At 38.8% G+C, this 11,715-nt stretch carries 10 protein-coding genes and 1 riboswitch; of the genes, 9 read left to right on the top strand and 1 reads right to left on the bottom strand.

The features are described 5' to 3' along the window. Nucleotides 1–47: 47 nt before the first annotated feature. The 9 genes from A3EO_RS0101270 (at nt 48) to A3EO_RS0101230 (ending at nt 11,414) form a co-directional block, all read left to right on the top strand. Complete coding sequence (locus tag A3EO_RS0101270) at nt 48–2,519, top strand: class I adenylate cyclase (RefSeq protein WP_018345652.1); 2,472 nt, start codon at nt 48–50, stop codon at nt 2,517–2,519. 167 nt (nt 2,520–2,686) lie between these two features. Further along, complete coding sequence (locus A3EO_RS0101265) at nt 2,687–3,316, top strand: response regulator (RefSeq protein WP_013746978.1); 630 nt, start codon at nt 2,687–2,689, stop codon at nt 3,314–3,316. Nucleotides 3,317–3,447: 131 nt separating this feature from the next. Next, complete coding sequence (locus tag A3EO_RS0101260; RefSeq protein ID WP_018345651.1) at nt 3,448–4,590, top strand: hypothetical protein; 1,143 nt, start codon at nt 3,448–3,450, stop codon at nt 4,588–4,590. Between the two features lies 1 nt (nt 4,591). After that, nucleotides 4,592–4,963 carry a DUF488 domain-containing protein gene (locus tag A3EO_RS0101255; protein ID WP_018345650.1) on the top strand — a complete coding sequence of 124 codons (372 nt, stop codon included), beginning with the start codon at nt 4,592–4,594 and terminating at the stop codon, nt 4,961–4,963. A gap of 172 nt (nt 4,964–5,135) precedes the next feature. Then, on the top strand, nt 5,136–5,846 hold the full coding sequence (locus A3EO_RS0101250) for an OmpW family outer membrane protein (protein ID WP_018345649.1): 711 nt from the start codon (nt 5,136–5,138) through the stop codon (nt 5,844–5,846). Between the two features lie 131 nt (nt 5,847–5,977). Further along, the gene (gene bioD, locus A3EO_RS0101245) at nt 5,978–6,619 is read left to right on the top strand and encodes a dethiobiotin synthase (protein WP_018345648.1); all 642 of its coding nucleotides are present in this window, start codon (nt 5,978–5,980) and stop codon (nt 6,617–6,619) included. A gap of 58 nt (nt 6,620–6,677) precedes the next feature. Further along, a riboswitch (Lysine riboswitch) is annotated at nt 6,678–6,848 on the top strand. An 82-nt stretch (nt 6,849–6,930) separates the two neighbouring features. Then, nucleotides 6,931–8,283, top strand: coding sequence for a lysine-sensitive aspartokinase 3 (lysC, locus tag A3EO_RS0101240; RefSeq protein WP_018345647.1), 1,353 nt, complete (start codon nt 6,931–6,933; stop codon nt 8,281–8,283). A 232-nt stretch (nt 8,284–8,515) separates the two neighbouring features. Further along, nucleotides 8,516–9,499 carry a sialic acid TRAP transporter substrate-binding protein SiaP gene (locus tag A3EO_RS0101235; RefSeq protein ID WP_018345646.1) on the top strand — a complete coding sequence of 328 codons (984 nt, stop codon included), beginning with the start codon at nt 8,516–8,518 and terminating at the stop codon, nt 9,497–9,499. A 64-nt stretch (nt 9,500–9,563) separates the two neighbouring features. Beyond that, nucleotides 9,564–11,414, top strand: coding sequence for a TRAP transporter large permease subunit (locus A3EO_RS0101230; RefSeq protein ID WP_018345645.1), 1,851 nt, complete (start codon nt 9,564–9,566; stop codon nt 11,412–11,414). Between the two features lie 58 nt (nt 11,415–11,472). Here A3EO_RS0101230 and A3EO_RS0101225 read toward each other — a convergent pair. Then, on the bottom strand, nt 11,473–11,715 hold a 243-nt coding region (locus tag A3EO_RS0101225), incomplete at its 5' end, for an IS3 family transposase (RefSeq protein ID WP_018345644.1).

Raw genomic sequence — 11,715 nt, 5'->3', positions numbered from 1 at the left:
CCAAATTATGTATTGAGATCATTTATCAAAGAGATAATAGGCCGTTGATGAACAATCTGGATGTCGCAAAAAAGAAAGTTGAACAGCTGGATAAACTGCGTTTAGAGCGGGCACTTGCCGGTGCGCCGAACGAGTTCCAGTATGTTTTAAATTTAGTTTGTGTCTTATTGCATCATAACATTCCTGAATTGCCGGGATATGTAGAAGATGCACCTTTCGGTATTGTTAATTTTTGTTTCAACCGCTATCAGGAAAATTATCTTTCTTCAACGCTATCCAATTTAGAACGTTATAGCCTTAATCATCACAACACGCACAAAGCAGATATTTGCGGTGTTTATGCAATGGGTAGCTTAGGATCAATTACACAAACTTCCCGTTCTGATTTAGATTTATGGGTTTGTGCCACTCGTAGCTTAACGCCGCTTCAACAACAAAAATTGCAACAAAAGTTCGATCTTATCTGTCAATGGGCACATAACGTCGGCGTGGAATTAAATCTGTTTTTAGTCGATCAGGATCGCTTCCGTTACAGACAAGCTGCCGATCCGCTCTCTGCCGATAATTGTGGCTCAAGCCAATATATGTTGTTATTGGATGAGTTTTATCGCTCCGCTATTCGGCTCGCCGGTCGCCCTTTATTGTGGTTACATTTAGCGGTGGAGGATGAATCCAAATATGATGAAACCGTACAGCAACTTATCAATAGCGGGCAATTAAATTCGAATGAATGGGTAGATTTCGGTGGTTTGGGCGATCTTTCTGCCAATGAATATTTCGGCGCAACCTTATGGAACCTCTATAAAGGCATTGATTCCCCTTATAAAGCGGTTATCAAAATTTTATTGCTTGAATGTTATTCGTGGGAATTCCCTCACACTAAACTGATCTCACATCAATTTAAACTGGATTTATTACTGGATCGTGACGTTATCCATCATTTTGACCCTTATATGGCAATGTTAGATAAAGTAACCGACTATCTGTTACGCCTCAACGATCTGGAACGCCTTGATAATGTCCGCCGCTGTTTTTATATCAAATCCATTGAGGACATTGATAATAATGAATTAACCGGTAATTGGCGCATTACCCTATTAATGAAACTGGCACGTCAGTGGCAATGGGATAATGATACCATTCAAGAATTAAATCAGAAAAAACATTGGCGTATCAAACAGATAAGAAGGAGTTACAACAGTCTTGTCAATTTATTAATGTGCAGTTATCGCCAACTGATGGAGTTTGCGCGTAAATATAATATTTCCGGAGGCGGCATTATTCCTGAAGATATCAGTATTTTAACGCGAAAACTTTATGCGGCATTTGAAGAATTGCCGGGCAAAGTTACACTGTTTAACCCTAACATTTCCACCAACATTGCGGAAAAAGAGCTCACTTTTGTCGAAACTGATGGCAATTCTGCAATGAGCAAAGGTTGGTATCTGTTAAATCAAGCACCGAAAATTTCTTCATTATCAAAATATCGCCACGTTGAATACAATCCACAACTTAATAAACTGGTCTGTTGGGCTTATTTTAATGGCGTATTAACCGAAGATACTGAACTGAACATTATCAGTAAAAATGTGTCATTGGAAACGTTGCGACAATTTGTGGCAGATTTAAGAAACACCTTCCCGATACAGGTTAAACCGGCAACCAATGCTGATTTATATCAACCTTGCGAAATCCGCAATTTAGCGGTTATCGTTAATTTGGTCAAAGATCCAACCGAAGAGGCTTCACTTCTTGATCACCATTTCCGTTTGCAGCCGAAACATCTGTTCAGTAATTTAAGCAGCAAACAGACCAAGTTGATTGGCAGTATCGATTTTACCTACCGTAATTTATGGAATGAGATCCGAACACTGCATTTTGAAGGGCCAAGTGCTATTTTCCGTGCGTTAAAGGTATTATCCAACAAAATTTATCGCAGTTCCGTGCCGATCAATTCGGTGAGTGTTTTCTGTTACAGTCGCCACTATCGCAACATTCTCAGCCGTTTCGTCAGCGAATTGGTTGAACGTTGTATTAACATTCAAACCAGTAATTTAATCAATAGCAATCAGCTTAATACGCTGCACGTTGCCAGCGAAGTGTGGAACCATTTTTTCCATAAAAATGAGTTCAATATTACGGAAGAAATTCTGAGTGAAAACCAACACCCTAATATCGCTATTACGCAAAAACCGCATACCAACGGCGAATTGAAATATCCTCAAGCGATTGAGTTCTATTCAAATGAAGGCTTTCTTCAATTCTTTTTTGAAGATAATAGTGACAATACGTTTAACATTTATATCCTTGACGAAAGCAACCAGCTCGAGGCTTATTACCATTGTGACGGCGTTAAAAGTCAAAAAATCGAAGAGATTAATCAGATCTATCGTACTGCTTCAAATGGAGATAATAGCACTCCATTTCAGATCTCAAAAAATAAATTCAATTACCCACAGTTTTATCAAATTAATCATCTACAGGGGAAAACAACCATCACCCCATATCATTCAGAGTAATTTACTCTCAAATATCGGCAATATCGCGATGTTAAAGCGAGTTTAGCTTAATCTAAATCAATATTTATCAGTGTTAAGATAAAATTTCCTCAGCAAAAACACACTCTTCATATTCATCTTGTGATAGTATGTGCCGTATTTTTGAAAAAATATGGGGTTATTTTTAGATGAAAAAAACAACAATTTTGGTGATTGATGATCACCCATTAATGCGTCGCGGCATTACTCAACTCTTACAATTAGATGATTCTTTTGAAGTATTAGCTGAGGCCAGTAATGGTACCGAAGGGTTGGCATTGGCCAAACAATTCTCACCGGATATGATTATTCTCGACCTCAATATGAAAGGGATGTCCGGTTTGGACGTACTAAAAGCATTACGACTTGATGATATTGATGCACGTATTGCTGTGTTGACTGTTTCCGATGCGCGTTCCGATATTTTTGCGCTGATAGAAGCCGGTGCTGACGGTTATCTATTAAAAGACACCGAACCGGATACTTTATTGGTGCAACTGAAAAAAATTGCCGAAGGGCAAGTGGTGTTAAGTGATGCGGTAAAACAACGCTTGTTGGATAATCACTCCGCTAATGATCCATTACAACTCTTGACCGACCGCGAAATGGATGTATTGAAACTTATCGCCACCGGTTTATCAAATAAACAGATTGCAAATCAATTATTTATCTCCGAAGAAACCGTTAAGGTGCATATCCGAAATCTGTTACGCAAGTTAAACGTACATTCTCGCGTTGCCGCTACTGTGCTCTATTTAGAACACCGGCACTTAGATTAAAACTTAATTGACGGGCTAAACGGGTTACTTTCGATTAAAAAACGGACAAATTCACTGTAACCCTGCTTACGCTTTACAAATTCTTGATATAATAGCCCGCCATATAACACGTCGAAAGATTAGGTAAATAAATGAAGTTATTCTCTTTCTGCTTTAGTCTACTGCTACTTTTATGTGCCGCTACCGCCAATGCTGATTGGAAACAGGTCGGTAAAGCCGAATATAACTGGGGGCCGTTCCATATTTATACTGTTTCGCTTTTCACTGAAAGCGGTAATTACAGCAGCGAACAGCGTCCACTTATGTTACGCATTAAATTTGCCAAACCCGTTGAAGGCAAGAACTTCGCCATTTCACTCTTCAAAGAGATGGCATTGGATAAAATGCCTGCCGATCAAGCAGAAAGTTTAAGAAAACGCCTAATAAAAAATTTTCCTGATTTTAAACCTGACGATGTGTTGAATTATATTGCCTTGAATGATGAAGGTTATTTTGTTTTAAATGATACCGTTTTAGATGAACACTTCGATGCGCCTTTTAACCACGAATTTATTGCTATTTGGCTAGATTCTCCAAGCAGTTTCAAACAGTTACAACCACGTTTATTAGGTGAAAAGAAAGAAGAGCAAACTGAAACCGCAACAGAAAATGCTACTGCAACTGCTACAACTAAAGCAGAAGCAAGCACACAGCAGACTGCCGATAACAATTCGACTGAGAATAAACAACAAGCCACTAAAACAGCTGAAACAGAGGAAAAAGGAAAAGCGGATAATACCAGTGTAAACAGCTCTCACAGTGCAAGTGCAAGTGCAAGTGCAAAAGAAGAAAAAACAGTGGAAGAAAAACCAATTAAAGCTGACGGCAACGACAAATCAGCGTCATCTTTGGCAGAAAATAAATCGGCTGAAATAGATAAAAAAATACAGCCATCGCAACCGCAAGCCTCTGCAACACAAGAGGTGACTAAAAAGAGTGCCGATGCAAATCAAACAGCAAAAATGAAGGAAGACGATGTGAAAAACCAATCCATTAGTGCGGACACCAAAACTGTTGACGCAGACACAAAAGCAACAGCAACAAATACGCAAATAGACGCTAAAACCGCTGTGAATGAAGAAAAGACAAACGCAGCAACGGATAGCAAAAAATCGCAGCAGGAAAATTCAGACACTGAACAACCAAAAGCGCAAGAGCCAGATGCTGAAGAGCCGATTGAACCGGCGATTGAGTGTGATCCGATTTTGCCATTTTTAAAACAACATCATTGTTAATATGTATACTTTAGAAATTAAACGTATTTATCAACCCATCGATCAAAACGATGGGCTTCGTATTTTAGTGGATAGACTGTGGCCTCGTGGCATAAAAAAAGCCGAAGCGGAAATTAATTTATGGGCAAAAGAGATTACGCCTTCACCGCCATTACGCAAATGGTTCAATCACGAAGCCGATAAATTTGAACAGTTCAAGCAAAGCTATCTCATTGAATTAAATAATAATCCTTATGGTCTTGAATTTGTATCTTTATGCAAACAGCAATTATTGCAACAAAATGTTACGCTGCTCTATGCTGCTAAAGATCCGCAATATAATCACGCACTGGTATTAAAACAGTGGTTGCTGCCACAATTAAACGAAAATTGATCTAAATTCTGTTTTATATTTGCACTTCACTTTATTATTTTTGATATAGTTAAAAAGTTCCCGATTAATTATAAATTCATTGATATTTATCAAAAAAACGCCTACCCAAAAGAGGTATCTTTATTGCCGTCATTAAGACAATGTCACAGATACCTATTTCAAGGAGGGTTTTATGAAAAAATTAGCACTAGCACTTGCAACTTCTGCTGCATTATTAGCAGCTTCTTCCGCAGCAATGGCTCACCAAGCCGGTGAATTCTTCGTTCGTGGCGGTCCAATTTTAGCCGTTCCAAATACCGATACTCACAATTATAAAAGTGATCTTCCATTATCTTATGATTTTGATGTAAACAGTAATGCGCAACTTGGTTTAACCGGTACTTATATGATTACCGATAACCTCGGTGTGGAATTATTAGCGGCATCTCCATTTAGCCACGAAATTAAATTAAATACACTTTCTGTAGGTAATAATGATATTAAAGATGTCGGTACTATTGCGAAAACCAAACATTTACCACCTAGCCTCTATTTACAATACTATTTCTTAGATGCAAATTCTCCGGCTCGTCCATATGTTGGTGCAGGTATTAATTACACTCATTTCTTTGATACTCACTTTAATTCAACAATCGACAATGCAGGATTAGGTGTTACTGCACATAATCTTAAATTGAAAGATTCTTGGGGTCCTGTAGTAAATGCCGGTATTGATATTAATATTACCGATAAATTATTCTTCAACACCTCTGTATGGTGGGCAAAAATTAAAACCAAAGCAACATTTGATTTGAAAGACGCTAATGGCAATGTAGTTCCTCAAGAAGCACGTGTTACTCTTGACCCAACCATCTTCTTCGTTGGTTTAGGTTATCGTTTCTAATTTACTGTTAATCGTTAAACATTAACATTCCAATTAAAGCCATAGCCAAAATTGCTATGGCTTTTGCTTGATCCCATTCTCAATGTGCGTATAGTAATGCTCTTGTTTTATCTAAAAAATAAGGAATTGCGATGCAAAATATTCTTTTTGTCAGCGGTATCGATACCGAAGTTGGAAAAACCATCGCCACCGGTGTTTATGCTAAAAATTTAATGGCACAAGGTTTTTCCGTTATCACACAAAAAATGGTGCAAACCGGTTGTGATAATATTTCAGACGATATTTTAGTTCATCGAAAAATTCAAGGAATTGAACTGACAGAAGACGATCGAAACGGCAACACTTGCCCGTATCTTTTTCACTATCCTTGCTCGCCACATTTGGCAGCAAAAATGGAAAATCGCCATATTGATGCCGCCGTGATTGACGAAAAAACCAAATTATTGGCACAACGATATGATTATGTGCTGCTCGAAGGGGCTGGCGGTTTAGCGGTGCCTTATCAAGCTGACAAAACTACACTTGATTTTATCGCCGAACGCCAATATCCATTGATTTTGGTCACTTCCGGCAAATTGGGCAGCATTAATCACACTTTATTGAGTCTAATGGTTTGCCAACAACGGAATATTGAAGTAAAAGCATTGATTTATAACCGTTTTCCTGAAAAAGATAAGTTCATTGAGCAGGATAGCCAACAATATTTACAACAATATTTGCAGCAATATTCACCAAAAACGGAATTTATTTTGTTAGAAAAGTTGAATTTTTAAAATTTTATTTGACAATTCGCACATTAACAGGTATTTCTATACACGTTTGTAGCTTCGGCTACGCAGGAGAGGCGCGGAACTCAGGTCGTTATTTTTAGGTCTGGTACCAAAGAGAAATAATCAGGGGAGTTTCGCCGAGATAAACAACACTGCCAGGGTTTTGTTTATCGGCTATTAGGGCTGAATCCCTAAGGCTGTCATCGGTAAACGATGGAGAGCTTCTGAACAAATCAAGTTTCATCTCTTCCAAGTTTTCCTTAACCTTCTGCAAATTTAATTCTACTCACAATATCATTATTTAAGGAAAAACTATGTCACATTTATCTGTTGCTAAATTTGGTGGTACCAGCGTTGCTAACTACTCTGCGATGCAATCTTGCGCAAAAATCGTTATCGCTGATCCAAAAACTCGCGTGGTCGTGCTGTCCGCTTCTGCCGGCGTTACCAATTTATTAGTGGCGCTTGCCAATGGCTGTGAAAAAACAGAACGTGAAAACTTGCTCAATCAAGTTCGCCAAATCCAATACAATATTTTAGATGAACTTAAAGATGCCGCCGTATTACGCGAAGAAATTGATCGTTTATTAGATAATATTGAATCACTTTCCGATGCCGCAGCTTTAGCGACTTCACCGGCATTAATCGATGAAATTATCAGCCACGGCGAAATGATGTCTACCTTAATTTTCGTGGAAGTCTTACGTGAACTCGGTGCAAGTGCGACTTGGGTAGATGTGCGTACATTGGTGGCAACCAACGACCATTACGGTAAAGCTGCACCAAATGATGAATTAACTCAACAAAATTGTGATCGTGTTTTAAAACCATTAATTGATCGCGGTGATCTTGTAATTACTCAAGGCTTTATCGGCCGTGCACCAAATGGCAAAACAACCACTTTAGGTCGTGGCGGCAGCGACTACTCCGCTGCACTATTAGCGGAAGTTTTGGATGCCGATGATGTGTTAATCTGGACTGACGTTGCCGGTATTTATACTACCGATCCTCGCATTGCACCGGCAGCACAAAAAATCGATACTATGAGCTTCTCTGAAGCGGCAGAAATGGCAACTTTCGGTGCAAAAGTGCTTCACCCGGCAACGTTATTACCGGCTGTACGCAGCAACATTCCTGTCTTTGTCGGTTCAAGTAAAGCACCGGAACAAGGCGGAACTTGGGTAACTCGTGATCCGCAACCACGCCCATTATTCCGTGCGATTGCATTACGTCGTGATCAAACATTAGTCACTTTATCCAGCTTAAGTATGTTGCACGCACAAGGCTTTTTAGCGAACGTTTTCAATATCTTAGCGAAATACAAAATCTCTGTGGACACGATTACCACGTCAGAAGTGAGCGTGGCATTAACCTTAGACAAAACCGGTTCTGCCTCTTCCGGTGCGGAATTATTGTCTAATGAACTTCTCACCGAATTAAGCGAAACCTCTTCTGTTAAAGTAGACACCGGTTTAGCATTGGTTGCACTTATTGGCAACGATTTGCATAACGCCGCCGGCGTGGCAAAACGTTTATTCAACACCATTGCTGACTACAACGTGCGTATGATCAGTTATGGTGCCAGCAATAACAACGTTTGTCTGTTAGTAAAAAGTGAAAATGCGGACGAAGTAGTTCGTAAATTGCACAAAGAACTTTTTGAATAATTTTTGCTATAAATTGAGAGCCTTTGCCGATGCAAAGGCTTTTTTTTGCACAAAATTAAAGCAAATATGATAAATTTTTTGTGATTTTTGTGATTAATCTCTCAGTAATGAAATATTACTTCATTTATAATAAAAAAATGATTTATAGTAATCATAAAAGAAATGAGCATCCTCTACTTTATGTATGATCTGCTACTTTCAGCCAACTATCTAACTCTATAGGAGAAACGCAATGAAATTTAACAAATTATTACTTGCCACACTATGTATGGGTCTTTCTGCAACCGCATTTTCTGCAGAATATGATTTAAAAATGGGCTTAGTAGCCGGTCCAACATCCAACGAATACAAAGCTGCGGAATTTTTTGCGAAAGAAGTAAAAGCAAATTCCAACGGCAAAATTGAAATTTCACTTTATCCAAGCGCACAGCTTGGCGATGACCGCTCAATGATTAAACAACTCGGTGACGGTGCATTAGATTTCACTTTCGGTGAATCTGCCCGTTTCCAATTATTCTACCCATCAGCAGAAGTGTTCGCACTTCCTTATATGATCCCAAATTTCAAAGTAGCGAAAGAAGCCTTGTTTGACACCAAATATGGTCAAAACTTGGTGAAAAAAGTTCACGATGAATTGGGCATCACCATTTTGGCTGATGCTTATAACGGTACACGCCAAACTACCTCCAACCGTGCGATTAACAGCATTAAAGATATGAAAGGCTTAAAACTTCGTGTACCGAATGCCGCAACTAACCTTGCTTATGCCAAATATTCCGGTGCTGCGCCTACACCGATGGCATTCTCTGAAGTTTATTTAGCACTTCAAACCAACTCTGTAGATGGTCAGGAAAATCCATTACCGACCATTCAGGCACAGAAATTTGAAGAAGTACAAAAATATTTGGCATTAACCAATCATATTCTTAATGACCAGCTTTATTTAGTCAGCAATGCAACACTTGAAGATTTACCTGAAGATCTACAAAAAGTCGTGAAAGATGCTGCTGAAAAAGCCGCTGATTACCATACAAAACTATTTGAAGACGGTGAAAAAAATCTTATTGCTTACTTTGAAAGTAAAGGTATGACTGTGACTAAACCGGATCTCGTTCCGTTCAAAGAAGCAATGAAACCTTACTATGAAGAGTACATTAAGAAAAATGGTAAAGAAGGTGAAGAAGCGATTACTGAAATCAATGCTTTGACCAAATAATCCTACCAGCCTTAGCGTTATATGACGCTAAGGCTTCTCTAACCTAAGATGTATGGGGTTACTTATGAAATACTTTAATAAACTTGAAGAGTGGCTCGGTGGTGTGCTGTTTCTAGTGATTTTTGTTGTTCTGATTGCACAAATCCTGGCACGACAAGTGTTTAATGATCCTCTAATCTGGAGTGAAGAGTTAGCAAGATTGCTATTTGTTTATGTTGGAATGCTCGGCATTTCAATGGGTATTCGGACACAACAACACGTCTTTATTGATTTCCTAACCAATATGATGTCCGAAAAAATGCGAAAAATGGCGGTCTCTTTTACACAGTTGTTAATTTTCATCTCACTTATTCTATTTATCCATTTCGGGATTAAACTCTACAACGGTGCTACATTTGAGATCGTTTCATTAGGCATATCCGAAAAATGGCTTTACGCCGCATTACCGCTATTATCGGTATTAATGTTAATCCGTTTCTTGCAAGCACAAGTTGAAAACTACCGTAATAACTTAAGTTATTTCCCTGCTGCATTCTTTCTTATTAGTGCTATTTTATTGATTTCATTAATTTTAGTGCATCCGGATATCTTTAAAATTCTACGCGTTACCAACTATGTGAAATTTGGTAGTGAATCCGTTTATATCGTGCTGTTGGTTTGGTTAGTGATTATGTTTATCGGCACACCGGTCGGTTGGTCACTCTTTATTGCGACCATTCTCTACTTCACAATGACGCGTTGGAATGTGGTCAATGCTGCCTCTTCAAAACTGGTAGATAGCTTAAACAGCTTCTCTTTATTAAGTGTGCCATTCTTTATTCTTACCGGCATTTTGATGAATACCGGCGGTATTACCACAAAAATTTTCGATTTTGCAAAAGCCTTACTCGGGCACTATCGTGGCGGTATGGGGCACGTTAATATCGGCGCAAGTTTGATTTTCTCCGGAATGTCAGGTTCTGCGCTGGCTGATGCAGGCGGTTTAGGACAGTTGGAAATTAAAGCAATGCGTGATGCCGGTTATGATGATGATATGTGTGGCGGTATTACCGCAGCTTCTTGTATTATCGGGCCGTTAGTGCCACCAAGCATTGCAATGATTATTTATGGGGTGATTTCCAATCAATCTATCGCCAAATTATTTGTTGCCGGTTTTGTGCCGGGGGTATTAGTGACCGTTGCGTTGATGGTAATGAATTATTTTATTGCTAAAAAACGTAATTATCCGCGTACACCAAAAGCTTCACTGGAAGTGCTTTGTCGTGAATTTAAAGGTGCAATCTGGGCATTATTAACACCGATTCTTATCATTGTTGGTATCTTTTCTGGCTTATTCACCCCGACAGAAGCAGCTGTGATTGCCGCACTTTATTCAATTATTGTCGGTAAATTCGTTTATAAAGAACTCACTTTACAAAGTTTATTCAAAGGTTGTGTCGAAGCCGTCGCTATTACCGGCGTAACCGTGTTAATGGTTATGACCGTCACTTTCTTCGGCGATATGATTGCGCGTGAGCAGGTTGCGATGAAAATTGCAGAAGTGTTTATTACTTTTGCGAATTCACCATTGATGGTTTTAGTGATGATCAACTTATTGTTGTTATTCTTAGGAATGTTTATCGATGCTTTAGCATTACAATTCCTCGTATTGCCAATGTTGATTCCTATTGCAGTACATTTCAATATTGACCTAATCTTCTTTGGTGTGATGACAACCTTAAATATGATGATCGGTATTTTAACTCCGCCTATGGGAATGGCATTATTTGTGGTGGCTCGTGTCGGTAATATGCCGGTCAGTACTGTTACTAAAGGGGTACTTCCGTTCTTAATTCCAATCTTTGCGACACTGGTTTTAATTACGATTTTCCCGCAAATTATTACCTTTATTCCTAATCTACTGTTACCGGGTTGATTTGATTCCTAAAGAAAAGCCCATCAGCTTTGTGATCTGACCCCGAAAAGTTAGACTGTTATTTTAAGGACTGAATTCTGTATTGAACAGGGCTCAGTCCATTTAATTTTAATTGTATTCTTTCCTCATTGTAATAACGAACATATTCTTTGATAACAGATTCAAGTTCTTCAATGTTTTCGAAAGTTTTGCCATAAAAACATTCCACTTTCATCCGACCAAAGAAACTCTCCATCGCGGCATTATCTAAACAATTGCCTTTCCTTGACATACTCTGCACAATATTGTGCTCAGCTAATAA

Origin of the sequence: Gallibacterium anatis DSM 16844 = F 149, from assembly GCF_000379785.1 — a bacterium.
Taxonomy (GTDB): Bacteria; Pseudomonadota; Gammaproteobacteria; order Enterobacterales; family Pasteurellaceae; genus Gallibacterium; species Gallibacterium anatis.
Note: the sequence above shows the minus strand (reverse complement) of the source record. Positions and strands in the feature narration are given on the sequence as shown.

Coding starts and splice junctions, on each gene's coding strand:
- A3EO_RS0101270 (WP_018345652.1), top strand. CDS start 48: ATGAACAATCTGGATGTCGCAAAAAAGAAAGTTGAACAGCTGGATAAA.
- A3EO_RS0101265 (WP_013746978.1), top strand. CDS start 2,687: ATGAAAAAAACAACAATTTTGGTGATTGATGATCACCCATTAATGCGT.
- A3EO_RS0101260 (WP_018345651.1), top strand. CDS start 3,448: ATGAAGTTATTCTCTTTCTGCTTTAGTCTACTGCTACTTTTATGTGCC.
- A3EO_RS0101255 (WP_018345650.1), top strand. CDS start 4,592: ATGTATACTTTAGAAATTAAACGTATTTATCAACCCATCGATCAAAAC.
- A3EO_RS0101250 (WP_018345649.1), top strand. CDS start 5,136: ATGAAAAAATTAGCACTAGCACTTGCAACTTCTGCTGCATTATTAGCA.
- bioD (WP_018345648.1), top strand. CDS start 5,978: ATGCAAAATATTCTTTTTGTCAGCGGTATCGATACCGAAGTTGGAAAA.
- lysC (WP_018345647.1), top strand. CDS start 6,931: ATGTCACATTTATCTGTTGCTAAATTTGGTGGTACCAGCGTTGCTAAC.
- A3EO_RS0101235 (WP_018345646.1), top strand. CDS start 8,516: ATGAAATTTAACAAATTATTACTTGCCACACTATGTATGGGTCTTTCT.
- A3EO_RS0101230 (WP_018345645.1), top strand. CDS start 9,564: ATGAAATACTTTAATAAACTTGAAGAGTGGCTCGGTGGTGTGCTGTTT.